The 21,145-nt window shown below is 69.3% G+C and carries 22 protein-coding genes; 9 read left to right on the top strand and 13 right to left on the bottom strand.

What is annotated here, in order from left to right:
- Positions 1 to 11 precede the first annotated feature (11 nt).
- The 3 genes from F8178_RS09865 to F8178_RS09875 all read left to right on the top strand — a co-directional run bounded on the left by F8178_RS09865 (position 12) and on the right by F8178_RS09875 (position 1,266).
- Positions 12 to 287, top strand: a complete 276-nt coding sequence (locus F8178_RS09865; protein WP_396345227.1) for a hypothetical protein — start codon at positions 12 to 14, stop codon at positions 285 to 287.
- A 106-nt stretch (positions 288 to 393) separates the two neighbouring features.
- A complete protein-coding gene (locus F8178_RS09870) occupies positions 394 to 714 on the top strand; it encodes a hypothetical protein (RefSeq protein WP_317494414.1) in 321 nt (106 codons plus the stop codon).
- A gap of 141 nt (positions 715 to 855) precedes the next feature.
- The gene (locus F8178_RS09875; RefSeq protein ID WP_317494415.1) at positions 856 to 1,266 is read left to right on the top strand and encodes a YjbQ family protein; all 411 of its coding nucleotides are present in this window, start codon (positions 856 to 858) and stop codon (positions 1,264 to 1,266) included.
- 61 nt (positions 1,267 to 1,327) lie between these two features.
- Here F8178_RS09875 and F8178_RS09880 read toward each other — a convergent pair whose 3' ends face one another.
- Entirely contained in the window at positions 1,328 to 3,103 is a 1,776-nt protein-coding gene (locus tag F8178_RS09880) for a proline--tRNA ligase (protein ID WP_317494416.1), read from the bottom strand.
- Positions 3,104 to 3,236: 133 nt separating this feature from the next.
- Here F8178_RS09880 and F8178_RS09885 point away from each other — a divergent pair, with 133 nt between their 5' ends.
- From F8178_RS09885 to F8178_RS09895, 3 genes are all read left to right on the top strand, one after another.
- Positions 3,237 to 3,677, top strand: coding sequence for a YdeI/OmpD-associated family protein (locus F8178_RS09885; RefSeq protein WP_317494417.1), 441 nt, complete (start codon positions 3,237 to 3,239; stop codon positions 3,675 to 3,677).
- A gap of 90 nt (positions 3,678 to 3,767) precedes the next feature.
- Complete coding sequence (gene yaaA, locus F8178_RS09890; RefSeq protein WP_317494418.1) at positions 3,768 to 4,508, top strand: peroxide stress protein YaaA; 741 nt, start codon at positions 3,768 to 3,770, stop codon at positions 4,506 to 4,508.
- Positions 4,509 to 4,993: 485 nt separating this feature from the next.
- Positions 4,994 to 6,382, top strand: coding sequence for a DEAD/DEAH box helicase (locus tag F8178_RS09895; protein ID WP_317494583.1), 1,389 nt, complete (start codon positions 4,994 to 4,996; stop codon positions 6,380 to 6,382).
- A 33-nt stretch (positions 6,383 to 6,415) separates the two neighbouring features.
- Here the strand turns inward: F8178_RS09895 and F8178_RS09900 are convergent, their stop codons facing one another.
- A complete protein-coding gene (locus F8178_RS09900) occupies positions 6,416 to 7,120 on the bottom strand; it encodes a PIG-L deacetylase family protein (RefSeq protein WP_317494584.1) in 705 nt (234 codons plus the stop codon).
- 291 nt (positions 7,121 to 7,411) lie between these two features.
- Between F8178_RS09900 and F8178_RS09905 the strand changes: the two genes are divergently transcribed.
- Positions 7,412 to 8,593, top strand: coding sequence for an 8-amino-7-oxononanoate synthase (locus tag F8178_RS09905; RefSeq protein ID WP_317494419.1), 1,182 nt, complete (start codon positions 7,412 to 7,414; stop codon positions 8,591 to 8,593).
- On the opposite strand, the gene F8178_RS09910 is transcribed toward F8178_RS09905, so the two are convergent.
- Together F8178_RS09910 and F8178_RS09915 are read right to left on the bottom strand one after the other, a co-directional pair.
- On the bottom strand, positions 8,565 to 9,029 hold the full coding sequence (locus tag F8178_RS09910; RefSeq protein ID WP_317494420.1) for a GNAT family N-acetyltransferase: 465 nt from the start codon (positions 9,027 to 9,029) through the stop codon (positions 8,565 to 8,567). The genes F8178_RS09905 and F8178_RS09910 overlap by 29 nt on opposite strands.
- Complete coding sequence (locus F8178_RS09915) at positions 9,022 to 9,870, bottom strand: serine protease (RefSeq protein ID WP_317494421.1); 849 nt, start codon at positions 9,868 to 9,870, stop codon at positions 9,022 to 9,024. The genes F8178_RS09910 and F8178_RS09915 overlap by 8 nt, the downstream gene beginning before the upstream one ends.
- A gap of 200 nt (positions 9,871 to 10,070) precedes the next feature.
- On the opposite strand from F8178_RS09915, the gene F8178_RS09920 reads away from it, so the two are divergent.
- On the top strand, positions 10,071 to 11,480 hold the full coding sequence (locus F8178_RS09920) for a mycothione reductase (protein WP_317494422.1): 1,410 nt from the start codon (positions 10,071 to 10,073) through the stop codon (positions 11,478 to 11,480).
- 39 nt (positions 11,481 to 11,519) lie between these two features.
- Here F8178_RS09920 and map read toward each other — a convergent pair whose 3' ends face one another.
- The 8 genes from map to dxr all read right to left on the bottom strand — a co-directional run bounded on the left by map (position 11,520) and on the right by dxr (position 20,392).
- A complete protein-coding gene (gene map, locus F8178_RS09925) occupies positions 11,520 to 12,377 on the bottom strand; it encodes a type I methionyl aminopeptidase (protein WP_317494423.1) in 858 nt (285 codons plus the stop codon).
- Positions 12,378 to 12,448: 71 nt separating this feature from the next.
- Entirely contained in the window at positions 12,449 to 14,290 is a 1,842-nt protein-coding gene (locus F8178_RS09930; protein ID WP_317494424.1) for a penicillin-binding transpeptidase domain-containing protein, read from the bottom strand.
- A gap of 109 nt (positions 14,291 to 14,399) precedes the next feature.
- Positions 14,400 to 15,254 carry a GNAT family N-acetyltransferase gene (locus tag F8178_RS09935; RefSeq protein WP_317494425.1) on the bottom strand — a complete coding sequence of 285 codons (855 nt, stop codon included), beginning with the start codon at positions 15,252 to 15,254 and terminating at the stop codon, positions 14,400 to 14,402.
- Between the two features lie 60 nt (positions 15,255 to 15,314).
- Entirely contained in the window at positions 15,315 to 15,716 is a 402-nt protein-coding gene (locus F8178_RS09940) for a VOC family protein (protein ID WP_317494426.1), read from the bottom strand.
- On the bottom strand, positions 15,713 to 16,561 hold the full coding sequence (locus F8178_RS09945; RefSeq protein WP_317494427.1) for a helix-turn-helix domain-containing protein: 849 nt from the start codon (positions 16,559 to 16,561) through the stop codon (positions 15,713 to 15,715). Before F8178_RS09945 ends, F8178_RS09940 begins: the two co-directional genes overlap by 4 nt.
- A gap of 39 nt (positions 16,562 to 16,600) precedes the next feature.
- Positions 16,601 to 17,752, bottom strand: coding sequence for a flavodoxin-dependent (E)-4-hydroxy-3-methylbut-2-enyl-diphosphate synthase (gene ispG / locus F8178_RS09950; protein WP_317494585.1), 1,152 nt, complete (start codon positions 17,750 to 17,752; stop codon positions 16,601 to 16,603).
- Positions 17,753 to 17,911: 159 nt separating this feature from the next.
- Entirely contained in the window at positions 17,912 to 19,150 is a 1,239-nt protein-coding gene (locus F8178_RS09955) for a site-2 protease family protein (protein WP_317494428.1), read from the bottom strand.
- Positions 19,151 to 19,153: 3 nt separating this feature from the next.
- On the bottom strand, positions 19,154 to 20,392 hold the full coding sequence (gene dxr, locus F8178_RS09960; protein WP_317494429.1) for a 1-deoxy-D-xylulose-5-phosphate reductoisomerase: 1,239 nt from the start codon (positions 20,390 to 20,392) through the stop codon (positions 19,154 to 19,156).
- A gap of 237 nt (positions 20,393 to 20,629) precedes the next feature.
- Here dxr and F8178_RS09965 point away from each other — a divergent pair, with 237 nt between their 5' ends.
- Positions 20,630 to 20,902: a DUF2631 domain-containing protein gene (locus F8178_RS09965; RefSeq protein WP_317494430.1), complete on the top strand. Its 273-nt coding sequence runs from the start codon at positions 20,630 to 20,632 to the stop codon at positions 20,900 to 20,902.
- A gap of 53 nt (positions 20,903 to 20,955) precedes the next feature.
- Here F8178_RS09965 and F8178_RS09970 read toward each other — a convergent pair whose 3' ends face one another.
- Entirely contained in the window at positions 20,956 to 21,114 is a 159-nt protein-coding gene (locus F8178_RS09970; RefSeq protein ID WP_317494431.1) for a hypothetical protein, read from the bottom strand.
- Positions 21,115 to 21,145: the final 31 nt, after the last annotated feature.

Below are 21,145 nucleotides of genomic sequence, written 5' to 3' on the forward strand. Positions count from 1 at the left end.
AGGGGTAGCTCATGGTGGGCCAGTTCGAGCGCAACAAGGACACCGCGCAGGAGATCACCGAGACCGTGGCAGGCCACGTGGGCAACATCGCCACGATCATCACCTCGGCTGTCCGGGACATCACCCGCGAGATCGGGGATGCCATCTCCGAGTCGGTCGAGATGTACGAGGCATCCCAGCGAGCCAAGGTCGACGAGGACGCGGGCCGGGAGGACGAGCGGCTCCGTGAGGGGCATGAGATCACACCGCGGCCGGTGATCGACGGCGACGGCGAAGCGGAGCGGTAGGCGGCAACCGCACCTTTCCACCGTGTGCGGCGTCACCACCCCGGCGCGGGATCGTCACACCACTACACGCACACACTCGAACACTCCGTGTTGGGGGATGACGATCATGACCGCGCTGCCGCCGGGACTGACGCACCCGTACGAGACGACCCGTCCCAAACTCGAAACGTTCCGCCACGGGCACACCTTCACGTGGACGCAGGGCGATGCTTACATCGCCGTGCAACGGGGGCGGATCGCCAACGCCGATAAGACCACCGTGCTCACCGACATCCATCCCGAGCACCCGCTGGAGTGCGGCAAGCACCCGATCGTGGACTGGCTGCCCGCCCCACCACGCACCGCCTGGCACGAGCCGGGCATCATGCTCCGGCTCGCCGACCAGTGGCTCCACAACCGACGCACCGCACCGCGCACCCCCGGGTAAGGGATGCGAGCCGAAGGGGTCCTCGGGTGCCGGATATGCACCGGAGGAGGCCTTCGGCTCGCACGATCGTGACGATGCCTGCCGTACGGCGGCCGCTCCGAGCGGCTCCATCTCCGCCGCACCGTTGCGTACCGTGGTGGTGTGCACAGCGAAGAGATCGAAATCCGGACCGGCAACCGTGCCGTCGTACACGACCTGACCCAGGAAGCGAAGACGTTCCTCGCAGGCTGCGACGCGACCGACGGACTGCTGCACGCGTGGGTGCCACACGCGACCGCCGGGCTGGCCGTGTTGGAGACCGGCGCGGGCAGCGATGACGACCTGCTCACCGCCATCGACGATCTCCTGCCCCGAGACAGCCGATGGCGACATCAGCACGGCACCAGCGGACACGGCCGCGATCACGTCCTCCCGGCGTTTCTGCCACCGTATGCCACGGTGCCGGTGCTCGGCGGAACGATGGAGCTGGGCACCTGGCAGTCCCTGTGTCTGGTCGACACCAACGTCGACAATCCGGTGCGCCGCCTGCGGTTCAGTTTCCTCACCGGGTGAGCGGGCACCCCGCGGGAGCTCAACGGGACATTCGTTCCGTCTACGGCGCTGAACGTGACGTTCAGCGCCCATCCCGTCCGGGGGATACTCGGCCGAGCAGCCCCCGGACGTGGTCGACGGCCTCGCCGACCGAAACCTCCGTGCGCTCACCGGAGGCGCGATCCTTGAACTCGACGACGCCCTTCTGCAGGCCCTTGCCAACCACCATGATCGTGGGAACGCCAACCAGCTCCGCGTCGGCGAACTTCACACCGGGGCTGGAACCCCGATCGTCGAGGATCACGCGCACACCCGCCGCGTCCAGCTCGGCAGCGAGCCGCTCACCCTGCTCGGCGATCGCCTCGTCCTTACCGGCCAGCACGATGTGCACATCGGCAGGAGCCACCGTGCGTGGCCACACCAATCCCTGTTCGTCGTGATGCTGCTCGGCGATCGCGGCCACAAGCCGGGAGATGCCGATGCCGTACGAACCCATCGTGATCCGTGCCGGCTTTCCGTCCGGCCCGAGCGCGTCCACCTCGAACGCGTCGGTGTACTTGGTGCCGAGCTGGAAGATGTGGCCGACCTCGATACCTCGGGCGGCGATCAGCGGACCGGACCCGTCCGGCGCCGGGTCACCTTCCCGCACCTCGGCGGCCTCGATCGTGCCGTCGGGCACGAAATCCCTGCCGCAGGTCAGGTCGACCACGTGGTGGTCGGGCTTGTCCGCCCCCGTCACCCACGCCGTACCGGGCACGATGCGCGGATCGACCAGGAACCGCACCTTGTTGTCCTGCAGCGCCTTCGGCCCTATATAGCCCTTGACCAGGAAGGGGTAGCGCTCGAAGTCCTCGTCGGAGATGACGGCGACCTCGGCGGGCTCCAGCGCGGCCTCCAGCCGCTTCATGTCCACGTCCCGGTCCCCCGGAACCGCCACGGCCAGCAGCTCCCACTCGCTCCCGCCCGGTTGCCGGACCTTGACCATCACGTTCTTCAGCGTGTCGGCCGCGGTGAACGTCCGACCCAGACCGGCGCGAGTGTTCAGGAAGTCCACCAGCGTCTCGATGGTGGGCGTGTCCGGCGTGTAGTGCACCTGCGCGGCGGGCAACCTCTCGATGGGTTTCGCCTCCGGTGCCGGGGTGACCACGGCCTCGACGTTCGCAGCGTAGCCGGAGTCCGGACTACGGACATAGGTGTCCTCGCCGGTGGCGGCGTCGGCGAGGAACTCCTCGGACGCCGATCCCCCCATCGCACCCGAGGTGGCGGCGACGATCACGTAGCTCAGCCCGAGCCGGTCGAAGATCCGCTGGTACGCATCCCGGTGCAGCCGGTAGGAGCGCGTGAGGCCTTCCTGATCCAGGTCGAAGGAGTAGGAGTCCTTCATGACGAACTCGCGGCCCCGTAGCAGCCCGGCGCGAGGCCGTGCCTCGTCCCGGTACTTAGTCTGGATCTGGTACAGCATCACCGGGTAGTCCCGGTAGGAGCCGTACTCACCCTTCACCGTGAGCGTGAACAGTTCCTCGTGGGTAGGACCGAGCAGGTAATCGGCTCCCTTGCGGTCTGTGAGCCGGAAAACGTTGGGGCCGTACTCGGTCCACCGTCCCGTGGCCTCGTACGGTTCGCGCGGCAGTAACGCAGGGAACTGGATCTCCTGAGCACCGATCGCGTTCATCTCCTCGCGCACGATGTGCTCGATACTGCGCAGCATCATCAGCCCGAGCGGCAGCCAGGCGAAACCACCCGGCGCGACCCGGCGGATGTAACCGGCGCGCACCAGCAACTTGTGGCTCGGTACCTCCGCGTCGGCGGGATCCTCACGCAACGTGCGCAGAAACAGCGTGGACATCCGGGTAATCACGTGCTCAGCTCCTCGTGACGCGCCTCATCTCGGGGGTGCTGCCAGGGTATGCCACCCGCCCACGCCTGCCGTGAGCAGGCCGGTCGGCTCGGCGCGCGGACGAGCAGGCGATGCCCGGCGTACCATCACGGGTATGGAACCCGTGACCGTCGAGGTGACGCTCCAGCAGCTGGAAGGCGCGTCCTCATCGGCTTTTGCCAGGCTCCCCCTCGACGTCACCGAGGTGTTCGGCCAACCACGGCCACCCGTGCGGGTCACCATCAACGACCACACCTACGCATCGACCGTGGTCGTCTACGACAACGCCCCCTACATCCCGGTCAACCGCGCGAACTGCGAGATGGCCGGGGTGCAGCCTGGCGATACGGTCACCATGACCTTGGACCCGGTGCGGCCACGTGTCGACGTGGAGCCTCCCGAGGAGCTGCTGCGAGCTCTCGGCGACGTGCGGCCACGGTGGGACTCGCTGCCGTACGAGCGGCGTAGGAGCCTCGCCCGCTGGGTCGCCGAGTCCCGCAGTTCCGAGATCCAGCAGCGGCGTATCACCCGAACGATCGAGGAGCTGCGCCGTTGAGCGGCCAGGGCGTGCGGCGCGGCGAGCATCTCGGCACACGCGCCATCCGCCCCGCGTACCGCGCGCTCGCGATGATCTAGCATCCGGGACGTGCTGGTACTGCTTCCCCCGTCGGAGACCAAGGCCCACGGCGGCGACGGCCCGCCGCTCGACCTGGACGCGCTGTCCTTCCCCGCGCTGAACCCCACCCGCGATCGCATCGCGTCCGCCCTGGTCGCGCTCGCCGCCGATGCCGAGCGCAGCCGCGACGTACTCGGTCTGTCACCACGTCAGTCCACCGAGGTCGAGCGCAACGCCGCGCTGCGCGGCTCGCCGACCACGGGCGCGCTACACCGCTACACGGGCGTGCTCTACGACGCCCTCGACGTCGAGGGCCTGACCGGCAGCGAGCGTGCACGCGCGCACGCGCGGCTGGCCGTGGCCTCCGCGCTCTTCGGCGTGGTCCGCGCACGTGATCCGATTCCCGCCTACCGGCTCTCGGCGGCCACCACCCTGCCCGACCTCGGCTCACTGCGCGGCCTGTGGCGGCCTGCGCTGGAGCCGGTGCTCACCGGGCTCGACGAGCTCGTGGTGGACCTGCGCTCCGGGCCGTACGCCGCGCTGGCGCGGATGCCCGACGCGGTCACGGTACGCGTCGTCACCGACAACGGCACCGGTAAGCGCACCACCGTCAGCCACCACAACAAGGCCTACAAGGGCAGGCTTGCAGGTGCGCTGGCACGGGCCACCCGAGAGCCAGCCACGATCGACGACCTGCTGACCGCCGCCTCCTCGGCCGGGTTCAAGATGGAACAGACCGGCGAGCAGGAGCTGGAGCTGCTCGTCCAGTAGGCAGCGCTCAGCGAGCTTACGCACCAGCGGCACGCCCGCAGCGCACCAGCGGCACACCCGCAGCACACCAGCACTGTGTCGGTCACCACCGGGGAGACCGACACGGTAGCCACTGCTGTAGAGTCGTCCGGGGCGTTCCGAGGTGGTCGCGCATCGGTCGCGGGTTCGTACAGTGACTACTCGCGATGGCTCGTGGCAGCTCGTGTCACGACACAGCGTGGTGGGTGGCAGATCCTCGCCGGTGTAAGCCTGCCCGTGCAGGCACCGCCGAGCATCCGAGCATTTCGGGTACCGCCCACTGACGACGCAGATTGCGTCGGGTTCGTCTGTGTATCAGCCCGCTGTCAAAGGTGGCGGTCGCCGCGCGTTGCGCGGCAGGGGCCTTGCATATGACGCACCACCGTCGAACGCCAGTAGAAAGGCACCCCGTGACCATCACCGAGCACGCGCCGAGCGCGTCGAGTCCCCTCGCACACTCCGAACCGCTGTCCCACGCCACACCGCCTGCGCCTTCGTTCGCCGATTTCGCCCTCCCGAGCGCCCTGCTCGACGCGCTCCGGGCGGCGGGCATCGACACCCCGTTCCCGGTCCAGACCGCGACGCTGCCGGACGCCCTGGCAGGGCGCGACGTGCTCGGCCGCGCGCAGACCGGATCCGGCAAGACCCTCGCCTTCGGCCTGGCCATGCTCGCAGGCGCCCGCGAGCTGCGGCAGCAACACGGCAGGCCCAGGCAGTGCCACACCCGCGGACTCGTGCTGGTGCCCACGAGGGAGCTGGCCATGCAGGTCGCCGACACGCTGAAGCCGCTAGCCGAGGCCATCGGGCTGCGGTGCGGCATCGCCGTCGGTGGCATGCCGTTCACCCGCCAGGCGAGCACGCTGGCTCGCGGTCTGGACCTGCTCATCGCCACCCCAGGTAGGCTGTCCGACCACGTACGGCAGGGCACCGCGAACCTGGACGACATCGCGATGATCACCCTGGACGAGGCGGACCAGATGGCCGACATGGGGTTCCTCCCGCAGATCACCGAGATCCTGGACGGCACGCCGCGCGTCGCGCAGCGCATGCTGTTCTCGGCCAGCCTCGACGGCGCGGTGAACACGCTGGTCCGGAACTACCTCAACGATCCCGTCGAGCACTCGGTCGGCCCTGCCACCGCGAGCGTGACCACCATGGACCACCATGTGCTGGTCGTCCCGCAGCAACACAAGCGTGCGGTCATCACCGAGATCGCCGCGCGCGAGGGACGCACCATCCTGTTCGTGCGCACGAAGCAGAACGCTGACCGGCTGGCCGACACGCTCCGGGGCAGCGGGGTGGCCGCGGTGGCGCTGCACGGTGGCAAGCCTCAGGGACAGCGCAACCGGGTCCTCGACGCGTTCCGGCACGGCGCTGCCACCACGCTGGTCGCTACCGACGTCGCCGCACGCGGCATCCACGTCGACGGCGTGAGCCTCGTGCTGCACGTGGACCCGCCTGCCGATGCCAAGGACTACCTTCACCGCGCGGGCAGGACGGCCCGCGCGGGCGCATCCGGGACCGTCGCCACCGTGATCACGTCGAGCCAGCAGCGCGGGCTGCGCAAGATGTTCGGAGCCGCGGGGGTGCGCCCGGAGACCGCCACCGTGCAACCGGGGGCAGGCGCGCTCGCCCGCATCACCGGTGCTCGCACCCCCTCCGGCACACCCGTGCCGGAGCCGCAGCCGCCCACGCGCAGGCGCGGTGGCAGGCCGGGCAATGCCGACCATGTGCCTGCACGCAACGGCCGCAGGCGCAACCCGCACAGCACGGGAGGCGCCCGCGGCCGCAAGCACGGCGACCGCCAGCAGCACCCGCGGCGATCCCGGTCCGACCAGGCGCGCCGCTCAGGCTGAGCGCCCGGGAGCCAGCGCGCGGCACGGCACCGGCTATAGGTCGATGAGCTCGAACGAGCAGGCCAACTCGCAGCCGAATGCCTTGCCGACGCTCTCGGCCATGGTGCGTAGGAACGTGTCGGGGTCGGCCATCACACCACGTAACCCCGCGAGGTAGGTCTCGTGTGCCTCGAGCGACGCGACCGCCTTGTCGAACGTGGACGTGATGTCGACGGCGTGGGAGTCGTTCGGTGAGTTGTTCGCCGCAACCCATCGGACGCCGTCCCACGGCTCGAGCCCTTCCTCGAGCAGCTCGGGGAACACCCACCGGTTCGCGGCATCACGTGCCGCGTCGATGGTGGCGGCTCCGACGTTGCGGTGGTCGGCCATATTCTGGAACCCGCCCGGCCAGGTCTCACGGTGGTTCGTGGTGATCACCAGTTCCGGTCGGTGCCGCCTGATCGCCGCGGCGATGTCCTTGCGCAGTTCGAGCGACTGCTCGATGACGCCGTCGGTGTACTGGAGGAACTCCACCTGGTCGACCCCCACGATGGCCGCACTGGCCAGTTGCTCGCGCTCGCGCGTCGGCCCCGCATCCGCGGGATCCATGCTGTCGATACCGGCTTCCCCTCTGGTGGCCAGCAGGTAAGCCACCTCCCGGCCCTCGTGGGTCCACCGCGCGATGGCACCGGAGGCGCCGTACTCGAGATCGTCGGGGTGCGCGACAACGGCCAGCGCCTTGGTCCAGTCCGTGGGCATCGCGGCAAGTTCGGTCACGTACGGCCACCTCCATGATTCCGGCACCCAGCGGGCACGGCGCGTTCCGGCAGGCTGCGACCGCGCACGGATCGCTCCCGCCTGCTGCGGGCACAGCGCGATGTCCCGGTACCCGCACGTGCCCGTACCCCGGCCTGCGTACCAACCTGACAGTTCCGGTGCGACACTGCACGGGAAGAGTATGTCAGGTTGGGCATGCGTCGCGGGCCGCCCGCGACACCACGGCGTGCCCGATACGGCGCACGCGTTCGCGGATGTGAGGAGTGTGGTGGCGTGAGCGAGTCGGCTCACCGTGACGACCCTGCCGAGCACGTCTTCGACTGGCTGGACGGCGAAGCGGAGCGCAGGGCCGAGGCCGGGCTGGTCCGGCGCCTGCGGCCGCGCGCTGCCACCGCCGACGAGATCGACCTCGCAGGCAACGACTACCTCGGCCTGGCAAGGGACAAGCGGGTCACCGGGGCAGCGGCGGCATCGGCGTTGCGGTGGGGCGCGGGCGCCACCGGCTCCCGGCTGGTGACGGGATCGACCGAGCTACACACCGAGCTCGAGCACGCGCTGGCGCGTTTCTGCGGCGCCGAAGCCGCGCTGGTGTTCTCGTCCGGCTTCACCGCCAACCTCGGTGCGGTCACGGCACTGTCCGGGCGGGAATCGGCGATCGTGACCGACAAGTACATCCACGCCTCGCTGATCGAGGGCTGCCGGCTGTCCAGGGCGGATGTGGCGGCTGTCGCGCACCGCGATCCCGCCGCGGTGGCGCACGCGCTGCGTACCCGACGGCACGAACGCGCGTTGGTGGTCACCGACTCGGTGTTCTCCGTCGACGGTGACAGGGCGCCGCTGGCCGAGCTGGCCTCGGTGTGCCGTGAACACCGCGCCGCCCTGCTCGTCGACGACGCGCACGGGCTCGGCGTGCTCGGCGAAGGGGGCCGCGGCACGGTGTGGGACGACGGGCTCGCCAAAGCGCCGGATGTGGTCACCACGATCACGCTGTCCAAGGCGCTTGGCGCGCAGGGCGGCGCGGTGCTGGGGCCTCACAGGGTGATTCGGCACCTCATCGACACCGCGCGCAGCTTCATCTTCGATACCGCGCTCGCTCCCGCCCCGGCCTCGGCCGCGCTGACCGCACTCGAGATCCTGCGGGCCGAGCCGCACCGGCCCGCCCGGGTGTGCGAGGTGGCGGCCACGCTCGCCGACCGGCTCCAGGCAGCCGGACTGACCACAAGCACACCGGGAGCCGCCGTGGTATCGGTGCACGCGCCCTCACCGGAGGAGGCCGTCGCCTGGTCCACCCGGTGTGCCGAGAAGGGAATCAGGGTGGGGTGTTTCCGGCCACCGTCGGTGCCCGACGGCATCTCCCGGCTGCGGCTGACCGCGCGTGCGGATCTCACCGACGCCGACGTGGACGCCTGCGTCGACGCCATCGTCGCTACCGCTCCAGACGCCGCCGCATCGTGACGTGCTCGATACCGTCCTCATCGTAGGGACGGCCTTCGGCCACGAAGCCGAACCGCTCGTACAGCCCGATGGCACGGGTCTGTGCGGACAGCACGGTCTCCGCGTGGCCGAGCAGGCGCAGCGCCTGGTCGAGCAGTGACGCGGCGATGCCGCGGCCGCGCGCGTCGGGCCGGGTGCACACCCGGCCGATCCGCCACGGCTCGGTGTCACCGAGCACGCGCAGGCACCCCAGCACCCCCGGTTCGGCCACCGCCCACACGTGCTCCGTGGTGGCCAGCAGGTCCGCGCCGTCCAGCTCGGGGTAGGCGCACTCTTGCTCCACGACGAACACGTCGACCCGCAGCCGCAGCAGCGCGTACAGCTGCGCAGGCGAGAGCTCGTTCCCCCTGGCGACCTCGATCCGGTACCGACCGTGCGGTGCCTCGTTCTCAGCCACCGAGGATCGGCAGTCGGGATGCCTGATCGTCACCGGTGCGATCACTCCTGGCGATGTCCTCGGCGTAAGGTCGCACATCGGTGTAAACGCCCGGCTTACCCGCGCGGGCGCACCCCTCGCCCCAGGAGATGATGCCCACGAGCGTGCCGTCGACGATCAGCGGCCCTCCCGAGTCACCCTGACAAGCGTCCACGCCGCCCTCAGGATACCCGGCGCACACCATGCTGTCCCGGTCGTAGTCGTCATAGGCCCGCTCGCAGTCGGCGTGTGGCCGGATCGGTACATCGGCGGCGCGGAGCCGGTGCGCGCTCGAGCCGCCCTCCGAGGTGCGGCCCCAGCCGTAGATGGTGCCCATCGTGCCCTCGGCGTAGAGATGACCTTGACCTTGCCTGGCGTAGTCGATGCCGCGGTGGGACACCGGCCGCTCGAGGGTCAGCACGGCGAGGTCGGAGCCGTCCCGCACCGAGCGGTAGTCCTCGGGAATCCAGACCCGCTCGACCTGCCGCTCGGTGCCCTCGTCGCTGCGGGTGTCCTGGCGTCCGGCCACGACGTGAAAGCCCCTGCGGGGAACGTTGGCCACGCAGTGTGCCGCCGTCACCACGGTGTCCCGCGCGATGAGCGTGCCACCGCAGTACTGCTTTCCGTTGCGGTCAGCGAGGTAGACCACGTACGGGTGGTCGTGCACCGAGACCTCGTCTCCTCCGACGATGAATGGTTGCGTGCCCGGCGACTGCGGGCCGGTGGACACCCCGGCCGAGGCGGCTGTGAACCCGAACGCGCTCGCAACGAGCACTGCCGCCAGCGCGATCGCGCAGGAAGCGATCCTGCTCGTGTTCCGCACGGCTACTCCCTCGAGGGTTGTGCACGATAGGCCTGACACCGGTCACCGGTACGGGCAAGCTGTCCCCACATCGTGCGGCGACCGAGTGCCGAGCTTATCGAGTCGTGCCCCGTTCCGCTGTCACTGGAACGGGTGGTGTTGCGAACGATCGAGCTCCCCGTATCGGAATGCTCGCGGGTCCCGGTGCGGTTGCAAGGGACGTGGCACATTACGACTTGGTGATCATCGGGACCGGTTCCGCCAACACGATCCTCGACTCCCGCTTCGGCGACTGGCGGGTGGCGATCGTCGAGCAGGGAGTGTTCGGCGGCACCTGTCTGAACGTGGGATGCATCCCGACGAAGATGTTCGTGCACAGCGCCGACGTCGCCCGCGCGGCAGCGACCGGTCCCGCGCTCGGCGTCGACTCCACGCTGCACGGCGTGCGCTGGGCCGACGTACGTGACCGGATCTTCGGCCGGATCGACCCGATCGCGGCAGCTGGGCGCGAGTACCGCCACACCCACCCCGACAACGCCAACGTCACCGTCTACCAAGGGCAGGCGCGGTTCGTCGGCGACTACACACTCGAGATCACCCCTCTCGGCGGCACGCCCACCGAGCAGATAACGGCCGACCGGTTCGTACTCGGCGCGGGAGGCAGGCCCACCGTCCCGGAGATCCCCGGCCTGTCCACCGTCGACTACCACACCTCCGACACCGTCATGCGCATCGAGAAGCTACCCGAGCGTGTCGCGATCCTCGGCACCGGGTTCATCGCGGCCGAGTTCGCGCACGTGTTCTCGTCGTTCGGGTCCGAGGTGAGCCTCATCGGCCGTTCCTCGACGGCGTTGCGCAGCCACGACAAGGACATCAGCAGCCGGTTCACCGCGCTCGCCAGCCACCATCTCGACCTGCGGCTCCAGCGGCGGGTGCGTGCTGCGCGCGCCACCGAAAGCGGCATCGCCCTCGAACTGGATTCCCGGGAACACACCGAGGAGTCACCCGAGGTCGTCGAGGCCGACCTGCTGCTGATCGCCACCGGCAGGAAGCCCAATTCCGACCTGCTCGGCGTCGAGGCCACCGGCGTGACCACCACCGAGTCGGGCTACGTCGTGGTGGACGCATACCAGCGTACCGGCGTACCCGGAATCTACGCCCTCGGTGATCTGTCCTCGCCCCACGAGCTCAAGCACGTCGCCAATCGCGAAGCCAAGATCGTGCAGCACAACCTGCTGCACCCGGACGACCCGGTCGCAGCTGACAACCGTCCCGTGCCCCACGCGGTGTTCACGTCACCGCAGATCGCCGCTGTCGGACTGACCGAGCAGGAAGCATCGGAGCGGGGGCTGCGCTACGTCACCGCGACCCAGGACTACGCCGGTATCGCCTACGGATGGGCGATGGAGGACACCACCGGATTCGCCAAGCTGATCGCCGATCCCGACACAGGCAGACTCCTCGGCGCGCACATCCTGGGCCCCCAGGCACCCACGTTGATCCAGCCGCTGGTCCAGGCGATGAGCTTCGGCCTGGATGCCGCCTCCATGGCGCGCGGCCAGTACTGGATCCACCCCGGCATGCCGGAACTGGTGGAGAACGCGCTGCTGAACCTGCCGCTGGAGTACTGAGCGAACGCTGGCGGCCGGGCTCCGATCACTGGACGCGGCTTACGGCAGGGTGAGGATCTCGGCACCCGAGTCGGTGACCAGGATGGTGTGCTCGAACTGGGCCGTCCACTTCTTGTCCCGCGTGGTCACGGTCCAGTCGTCGTCCCAGACGTCGTAGTCGATCGTGCCGAGCGTGATCATCGGTTCGATGGTGAAGGTCATGCCTTCCTCGATCAGTGTGGTCACGCTGGGTTCCTCGTAGTGCAGCACTGTTGGCGCGGTGTGGAACGCGGGACCGACCCCGTGGCCGGTGAAGTCACGCACCACCCCGTAACCGAAGCGCTTCGCGTAGGACTCGATCACCCTGCCGATCACGTTGAGCTGTCGTCCCGGCCGTACAGCCTTGATCGCCCGCATGGTCGCTTCCCGTGTCCGCTCCACAAGCAGCCGGGCTTCGTCCGAGACATCGCCTGCCAGGAAGGTGGCGTTGGTGTCGCCGTGCACCCCGCCGATGTAGGCGGTGACATCGATATTGCAGATGTCGCCGTCGTGGATCACGGTGGAGTCCGGGATACCGTGGCAGATGACCTCGTTGAGCGACGTGCAGCAGGACTTCGGGAAGTCACGGTAGCCGAGCGTCGACGGGTAGGCACCGTGGTCGATCAGGAATTCGTGCACCACCTTGTCGATGTCGTCGGTGGTGTTTCCCGGCTTGACGGCCTTGCCGCCTTCTTCGAGGGCCTGCGCCGCGATCCGTCCCGCCTCGCGCATGGCCTCGATCACCTCCGGGGAGCGCACGCCGTTGCCCGGCTCCGGTCGCGGAGCGGGCTTGCCCACGTACTCGGGCCGTTCGATGGAATCCGGCACGGGACGGCGGGGAGACTGCACTCCGGGTTTCAAGGGCTCACGCATCGGCATACCGCCCACCCTACGATGCTTCCAGGCTACCGAGCTCGGGGCCGTAGGCTACGCAACACGCCCCCAGGGGGTCAGCCGCGATCGGTGAGCTCGCCGAGGAAGTCCCCCGCGACCGAGACGGCGGGAGCGGAGCTGCCTCCGCCGACGAGCAGCACCGCGAAGGCGATGTCGTCCTGGTAGCCGACGAACCACCCGTGCGCGTCCGAGCCGTCGCCGAACTGCGCCGTCCCGGTCTTGCCGTGCACCCCGTCGAGCGTGTCCAGCTCGCTCGCGGTACCGCGGGTCACGACCGCGCGCATCAGCTCACGCAGCGCGCCGGTGACCTCCGCGGCGAGTGGCTCGCCCACACCGCTGGCCTCGGTCCCGGATCCGTCGACGTCGAGCACCGTGGGTGTGGGGACCTCGCCCCCGGCCACCGCGGCTGTGGCCAGCGCCATCCCGAACGGGCTGGCAAGCACGGTTCCCTGCCCGATACCGTTCTCCGCGAGTTCGGAGTTGCCTGTGGCCTCGGGAACGTCGCCGGTGAACACGCCGATGCCCGGTATGTCGAACTCCGCACCGAGGCCGAGCGAGGCCGCGGCCTCTCCGAGGGCACCCGGTCCCGAGTCCACCGCGAGCTCGGCGAACGTGGTGTTGCACGAGCGTGCGAACGCTTCGGAGAGGTCGATGGTACCCAGGTCGAAATCGCGGTCGTTGGTGATCTCCCGTTGCCCGATGACCATCGATCCCGGACAGTTCACGCCGCCTCCCGCGGACACCTCTCCTGCGCTCAGCGCCGCGGCAGCTGTGACGATCTTGAAAGTCGACCCCGGCGGGTACTGGCCGGTCAACGCGATCGACCCCGACTCGTCGGCGGCCTCGTTCTGTGCCACGGCGAGCACATCGCCCTCGGAAGCGCTCAGCGCTACCAGCGCGCCGGCCTCGGCGACCCCATCGAGGGCCTGTTCGGCCGCGGACTGCACGGCGTGGCTCATCACGGTGTCCACCTGCTCGATCGGCTCCGGTTGCTCGGCATGCAGCTCCGCCGACTCGGCGCCGTCCCCGTCGAGGGTGACCACGCGCCATCCGGCGTTGGCGGCGGCCTCGTCGTTGACCATCGACCGTAGAGCGGGAAGGACCGGCGTGCCGAAGTCCGGGGTCGGGCCGAGCAACCGCTCCTGCCAGGTGACGTGGACGCCTGCCAGATCGGTGATGGTGTCGACCACTTGCTGGAAGTGATCCTCACGCAACGCGGCCACCAGGTGCGCGCCACCCTCGCCTGCCTCGCTCGCCCCGGCGAGAATGGACTCGGTGGTGATCCCCTCGTCGAACTGCGACAGTTCCTCCGCGAGGGTGCGCGCCACCGGTTCGAGACCCTCACCCGCGTCGGCTGCCACGGGGTCGAGCAGCACCGAGGTCACCCGCTGCGGGGCGAGCAGCTCGTCACCGCCCCTGTCGAGTACTGGGGGCAGCTCGGCAGGCACATCGATCAGCGCAAGCGTGTGGTCCTCGGCGTGCTCGGGATGCACCACAGCGGGATCCCACTGCACGACCCAGTCACCGTCCTGCTGTCCCAGTCGCGCCGAGGCGGTGTAGTGCCATTCCCGGTCGCCCTCCAGATGCCAACCCAGGTCGTACTCCACGATCGAGACGTCACCGGCGCCGTTGTCGTCGCCGTCCTCGCCATCGGCCTCCTGGGAGTCGGCGACGGCGATGTCCACGGACTCCGGGTCCAGCGCGTCGTAGGCCTGCTCCAGCACCGGAGCGGCCTCGTCGGGAGCATCGGTGAGCGCGGCGGCGCGGTCGGTGTCGCCCTCGGCGAGCGCCCGCAGGAACTCCTCGGTGCGCTCCGCCGCCGGATCGCCGAACAGCCCGCAGCCCGCGGTCGTGGCCAGCAACGAGGCGACGGCCAGCATGATTGTCGTCGATCGCACGGTTGCCCAGTATGCCTGCCACGCGCCCGACGGTGTCCGACCGGCGCCCGGCCCGGGGGATACTCGTCACCTGGTTGGTTCGGTGCCGCGCCCCGCGCGGCCGACACGCTCACAGCAGTACGGTCGCGTACTCGCCGACCCGCCGGAAGCCGATCTTGTCGTAGACCGCGAGGGCCGGGCTATTGTAGGCGTTGACGTACAGGCTCGCCGTGCGCGCCAACTCGCGAACCAGTACCGAAGCCACCGCTGCCGTACCAGCCGTGCCGATCCCCTCGCCCCGGCGGTCCGGGTGGACCCACACCCCCTGGATCTGCCCGACCCGCGAGGACAGCGCGCCGATCTCGGCTTTGTACACCACCTGGCCGCGCTCGAACCGGGCGAATGCCCGCCCGCTCTGGATCAGTTCGGCGACCCGAGTGCGGTAGTTCATGCCGTTACCCCCTGCCCTGGGGTCGACGCCCACCTCCTCGCGGAACATCGCCACCGCGGCGGGAAGGTAACGATCCAGCTCGTGGGGCATGACCCGCCGTACCTGCGGGTCGCACCGCACTGCGGGTGGCCGTTGCAGCGCGAGCAACGGCTGGGGGGACCGCACATCGCGGGGTGGTCCCCACTCGCTGACCAGCTCCTCCCAGATCCCCAGGACCTGCTCGGCGGGGCCGACCACGGAGGAACACATCCGCGCCCGGCTCAGCGCGCGCTCGGCGAAGGAACGCAGTATCGCGGGCGTGCCCGACAGCGGGATCAGATTCGGCCCCGCGAAACACAGGCCCTGCAGCCGCCCGGACCACAGTGGCCGCGAGTCGACGGCCCACAGCTCACCGCCGAGCCGTCTCGGATCCAGTCCCGTCGCCTCGACCCTGGCACTGACCATGCAACAGTGCACCGGATCGGCCGCCAACGCGGCATCGACCGCTGGATAGTCCCGGTCGTCGAGCAGCCGGGTCCCTGCAAGCCGCAACACGCATCAAGCCTGCCAGACATCAACCACCGGCGGGTAGCGGATACATGATGCTCCAGGCAGTCACGCACCGCGATACGTGCCGAACGTCCAGAGGTTCCCCTCGGGATCGCGCAGGGTGAAGGTGTACGAGCCGAAGTCGGTGTCGTGCGGCTCGACCGCGATCTCGGCGCCGGAGGCCGCGGCACGCTCATGGATAGCGTCGACGTGATCGGTGACCACGTACACCGTGTTCACTCCCGAACGCATCACGTCGTGCACGGTTCCGCGCTGGCGCTTGGCGCTGCCGAACATCACCGCTCCCCCTTCTGGCCACCGCAACTCGGCATGCTCGATGTCAGCGTCCCCGGTAGGGATCACCAACGCTCGGATGAACCCGACCACGTCCACCAGGAACCGCAGCGCTCCGTGCGCGTCGTCGTAACGCAGGCAGGGCCAAACCGTCGGGTGCTGATGTACTGTCATCCTCCGTAGCGTGCCTGCGAGTCGTCGCCGTTGGCTTGGAGAAACGGGAGCTCTTCTGCCAGCCACCTGGACGGGGAGCAGCCTGCGAGTGTTCGCCACTCATTGCTCATGTGCGCCTGGTCGTAGTACCCGCACTCGACGGCGACGGTGGCCAGAGCCTGGCGCGCGTCCTGGCCGAGCAGGCGTCGCGCGCGCTCGAAACGCGCGATCCGCGCGACCTGCTTCGGGCTCACGCCGAGCTCGCACCGGAACCGGCCGGACAGGTGCCGCTTGCTCCACCCCACCGCCGCGGCGAGCTCGGTAACCGCGAGCCCACCGTCCCGCCGGACGATCTCGTGCCATGCCCAGGTCACCTCGGCGGGTACGGCGACCTCACCGCGCGTCGCGGACAGCAGAGCGCTGTCCAGTACGGCGAACCGATCAGTCCAGGTCCGGGCGGTGGCGAGGCGTTCCGGCAGCGAGGCCAGCTCCGGGCGGGCCAGGTCGCCGAGGTCGGCGACCTGGCCCGACAGCGCCGCGGCTGGATGCCCGAGCAGCTGCCGCAGGCCGAGAGGGTGCAGCTCGATCTGAACGCCGTGCTGGTACTGCCCTGGAGCGATCATCACGGGACCCGGATAGAGGCCGCCGACAGCGGCGGACAGCGACAGGTCGGTCCGGGTGCCGTCAGGGGTGCCCCGCACCCGGATCGGCTCGGCGAGGCTGATCACCAAGGTGGCGTAGCACGACGGGAGCCCCCGGTGCAGCTCCGGCAGCCGGCCGTGCTGCCGGTAGCCCATATAACGGAGGACCCGACCCCGCAGCGCCGGGTGAGGCGGGCGCGTGACGAACTCGCTGACGGCGGCCACACGACCAGCCTAGCGGCGGTCGCCGGTGGCCGCGGGCGCTCAGCTCACGGTGACGGTGGGCTCGCCCTCGCCGAGGGACTCGCCGGACTCCTCTGCCAGCCGCATGGCTTCCTCGATCAGCGTCTCCACGATCTTGTGTTCGGGAACGGTGCGGATGACCTCGCCCTTGACGAAGATCTGGCCCTTACCGTTGCCGGAGGCCACCCCGAGGTCGGCTTCCCTGGCCTCGCCGGGGCCGTTGACCACGCAGCCCATCACGGCCACCCGCAGCGGGATCTCCATGCCTTCCAGCCCGGCTGTGACTTCGTCGGCGAGCTTGTACACATCGACCTGGGCGCGGCCGCAGGACGGGCAGGAGACGATCTCCAGCTTGCGTGGGCGCAGGTTCAGCGACTCCAGGATCTGCGCGCCGACCTTGACTTCCTCCACCGGCGGGGCCGACAGCGACACCCGGATGGTGTCGCCGATCCCCTGCCGCAGCAACGCGCCGAAGGCAACGGCGGACTTGATCGTGCCCTGGAAGGCCGGGCCGGCCTCGGTGACCCCGAGGTGGAGCGGGTAGTCGCACTGCTCGGCCAGCAGCTCGTACGCGCGCACCATCACGACCGGATCGTGGTGCTTGACCGAGATCTTGATGTCGTGGAAGTCGTGCTCGGCGAACAGGCTCGCCTCCCACAGGGCGGACTCGGCCAGCGCTTCCGGGGTGGCGCTGCCGTGCTTTTCCATCAGCCGCGCGTCGAGCGAGCCGGCGTTGACCCCGATCCGGATGGGGGTGCGGTGTTCCTTGGCTGCCTGGGCGATCTCACCGACCCGGTCGTCGAACTTCTTGATGTTGCCGGGGTTGACCCGTACCCCGGCGCAGCCGGCCTCGATCGCGGCGAAGACGTAGCGCGGCTGGAAGTGGATGTCGGCGATCACCGGGATCTTCGACTTCTGCGCGATCGCGGGCAACGCCTCGGCGTCCTCCGGGCGCGGGCAGGCCACGCGCACGATGTCGCAGCCTGCCGCGGTCAGCTCCGCGATCTGCTGCAGCGTGGCGTTGACGTCGGAGGTCTGGGTGGTGGTCATCGACTGCACCGAGACCGGGTGCTCGCTACCGACTCCGACGGGACCGACCATGAGTTGCCTGGTCTTGCGGCGTTCGGCCAGTACCGGAGGCGGGCTGGCCGGTAAGCCAAGATCGACCGTCATCGCGTCCTCTGCCTTCTCCATCGCATGTCGTGCGCCTACGGGTGCCACCCCGAACGATACCGCGCGTTCGCCCGGGCAGGACGCGTGTGGGTGCGAGACGAAGGGCCCTTTGAGTACCTATGCGGCACCGGAGGAGCCCTTCGGCTCGCACCGCGGTCGCTACTCCGTGATCCGTATCGGGTTGACGATGTCGGCGGTGATGGTCAGCAACATCACACCGCCGCCGATGATGATCGCGACCATGGTCACCGCCGAGAGTTTGGTGTAGTCGACCGGGCCGCCCGGGCTCTTGCCGAAGAGCTTGCGTATCCAGTCCCGTACCCGCTCATACCAGGTCACCGCGATGTGCCCGCCGTCGAGCGGCAGCAGTGGCAGCAGGTTGAAGATCCCGACGAAGAAGTTCAGCGCAGCCAACAGCAGCAGGAAGACCTCCCACATACCGTGCTGCACCGTCTCCCCGCCGATACGACTGGCTCCGACCACGCTGATCGGAGTGTCCGGGTCGCGCTCGGCCCCGGTGATCGCCTCGACCACGGCGGGCATCCGCTCCGGCAGGCGCAGCAGCGCGTGCCAGGTGCGCTCGAACATCTCGCCGGTGAACACCACCGTCGCCGGTGCGGCCTCGACCGCGTTGTACTGGTGATACTGCACGAACTCGACGCCGATCATGCCGACCTCGACCGTGGCGGGCGCGCCCTGCTCGACGGCTTCCTCATCGAGGTTTGGGCGCTCCACCCGCGCGACGTCGATCGAGGTCTGGATCGTGGTGCCGTCCCGATCGAGCGTGACGGGTACCCACCCTTGCCGTTCCTGCACCAGCTCGGTGGCCTCGACGATGTTCTCCACCGCCCGGCCGTCCACCGAAGTGATCACATCACCGGACATCAGGTTGGCGTCCATCGCGGGCGCGGGATCCCCGGGGCGGCACTCCAGGTCGTCGAAGTTCTCCAACTGCTCCCGCGTCTCGACGTCCCGCACGCAATCCGACACCCCGGCGACCTCGGGCTTGCCGTCGAGATTCGGCAGCCCGAGCGAGCCTGCCATGACCAGCAGCACGATGAAGCCGATGAGGAAGTGCATCGCCGAACCGGCGGCCAGCACCGTGGTGCGCTTCCACACCGGGTAGCGCCACATCGCCCGCTTGGATTCCTCCGGCTTGACCTCGTCCAGCGCGGTCATACCCGCGATGTCGCAGAAGCCGCCGAGCGGGATCGCCTTGACGCCGTACTCGGTCTCCCCCCTGCGGAAGGAGTACAGGGTGGGGCCGAAACCGACGAAGAACCGACGCACCTTCATGCCGAACTTCTTCGCGGTCCACATGTGCCCGGCCTCGTGCAGCGCGATGGACACGCAGATGGCCAGGGCGAACAGCACGACCCCGATGATGTAGGCCAGCACGTACTAGTCCCTTCCCTGACGGATCAGCTCAGCGGCGCGGGAACGCGCCCACTGCTCGGCGGCGAGCACGTCGTCGATGTCACGTGGCCGGCCGTGCCACTCGTCGGCCTGCTCGACCACCTGGGACACAGTGTCCACGATCGACGTGAAGCCGGTGTTCCCCGCGAGGAACGCGGCCACCAGCTCCTCGTTCGCGGCGTTGAACACCGCGGGAAGGCACCCGCCGACACGGGCGGCGTGCCTGGCCACCGTCACGGCGGGAAACGCCTCGTCATCCAGCGGCTCGAACGTCCACGACGTCGCCGAATCCCACCGGCAGGCGGGCGCGGCCTCCGGCACCCGGTGCGGCCAGTTCATCGCCAGCGCGATCGGCAACCGCATGTCCGGCGGGCTGGCCTGAGCCAGCGTGGAGCCGTCGGTGAAGGTCACCATGGAATGCACGACCGACTGGGGGTGGACCACCACATCGATCCGCTCGCACGGCACGCCGAACAGCAACTGCGCTTCGATCAACTCCAGGCTCTTGTTCACCATCGTCGCCGAGTTGATCGTGACAACCGGCCCCATCTCCCAAGTCGGATGGTTCAGCGCCTGGTCGACGGTGACCTCGACCAGTTCGGCGCGGCTGCGGCCACGGAACGGTCCCCCTGACGCCGTGAGAACCAGCCGCGCCACCTCCTCGGCGCGCCCACCGCGCAGCGCCTGCGCCAGCGCGGAATGCTCAGAATCCACCGGCACCAGCTGGTCCGGCCCAGCCGCTTCGGTCACCAGCGGCCCACCAGCGATCAGCGACTCCTTGTTCGCCAGCGCCAGCGTCGCGCCGGTCCGCAGGGCGCGCAGCGTGGGATCAAGGCCCGCCGAGCCCGGCATGCCGTTGAGCACCACGTCCACCGGAACGGCGTCGATCAGCTCGCCGACCGCGTCCGCGCCCGCAAAGATCCGCGGCAGCCGGTAGCCGCCGGTGGGATAGCCACGCCGCTGTGCCTCGGTGTAGAGCGCGAGCTGCACGTCCTCCACGGCTGTCGGCTTGATCACAGCGATCGCGTCCACCTCGTGCGCGATCGCTTGTGCCGCCAGCGTGGCGGGGTCGCTGCCGCCCGCGGCGATACCCGCAACCCGGAACAGCTCCGGGTTGCGCCACGCCACATCCAACGCCTGTGTGCCGATCGAGCCGGTCGAGCCCAGCACGAGAACCGAGCGTGCCGCCGTGGCGTCGCGACCGGGAAGGGGGGAAGACGTCATCGGCTCCATTGTCTCCGATGCCGGAATCGACACCGCAGGCAGCCGCCGTGCCAGGCGTCAACGCCGGCATCGCCACCGGGCACCGGCCGACGGGATCCTGCGCTGTGCGGTGTGGGATCATGCCGGGCAGTGGAACCACCCAGCCGGACGGTTGTACGGTAGCTCTGCGGCGACCGAGTCAGAGCTTGCCGTCATACAACAGTCGAAGACAGTCACACGGCAGAGGAGAGCAGGCGCGTGGCAGGCACGGAACTCGAACGGCGGCACACAACCGAGGTCGGCGACGAGGTCGATCCCCGTGACGAGCCCTCGGTCGAGTGGGGCTGGCACGACCACTTCCCGAAGGGCAGGCAGATCGCGGGCTGGGCAGTGGTGCTGATCCTGCTCGGCATGCTCTACGGTCCGCACGAGAGCAACATCGAGAACTACTTCCTGGTGTTCACCGCGCTGATCATCGGCGGTGGACTGCTCTGGGACCTGCACCGGCGTCGCACGTCCTGGCGGCGGTGACACCGCATCGGCCGCGTCGGCCGATGTAGTGGGTCTCTCGGGCCGGTTCCCGGTCAGCTCGCGGGTTCCGGTTGCGGGAGCTTCGCCAGCAGCCGCTTGGTCGCACGTTGCATGTCCGCTTCGTCATGACTGAAATCGGAGAGATACGAACGCAGCGCCGCGACCAGCAACGCCAGCTCCTCGTCAGTGAGTTCGATCACATTCCTGTCCATGGTGTTAGGATACCCCGCCACCAGCCTGCCG

Source organism: Haloechinothrix sp. LS1_15, assembly GCF_033042135.1.
Taxonomy (GTDB): Bacteria; Actinomycetota; Actinomycetes; order Mycobacteriales; family Pseudonocardiaceae; genus Haloechinothrix.

Excerpts from the sequence above, each read along its gene's own strand:
- F8178_RS09940 (WP_317494426.1), bottom strand. The coding sequence starts at position 15,716 with ATGACAGTACATCAGCACCCGACGGTTTGGCCCTGCCTGCGTTACGAC.
- ispG (WP_317494585.1), bottom strand. The coding sequence starts at position 17,752 with ATGACGGTCGATCTTGGCTTACCGGCCAGCCCGCCTCCGGTACTGGCC.
- F8178_RS09885 (WP_317494417.1), top strand. The coding sequence starts at position 3,237 with ATGGAACCCGTGACCGTCGAGGTGACGCTCCAGCAGCTGGAAGGCGCG.
- map (WP_317494423.1), bottom strand. The coding sequence starts at position 12,377 with ATGCCGATGCGTGAGCCCTTGAAACCCGGAGTGCAGTCTCCCCGCCGT.
- dxr (WP_317494429.1), bottom strand. The coding sequence starts at position 20,392 with ATGACGTCTTCCCCCCTTCCCGGTCGCGACGCCACGGCGGCACGCTCG.
- F8178_RS09870 (WP_317494414.1), top strand. The coding sequence starts at position 394 with ATGACCGCGCTGCCGCCGGGACTGACGCACCCGTACGAGACGACCCGT.
- F8178_RS09970 (WP_317494431.1), bottom strand. The coding sequence starts at position 21,114 with ATGGACAGGAATGTGATCGAACTCACTGACGAGGAGCTGGCGTTGCTG.
- F8178_RS09865 (WP_396345227.1), top strand. The coding sequence starts at position 12 with ATGGTGGGCCAGTTCGAGCGCAACAAGGACACCGCGCAGGAGATCACC.
- F8178_RS09900 (WP_317494584.1), bottom strand. The coding sequence starts at position 7,120 with ATGCCCACGGACTGGACCAAGGCGCTGGCCGTTGTCGCGCACCCCGAC.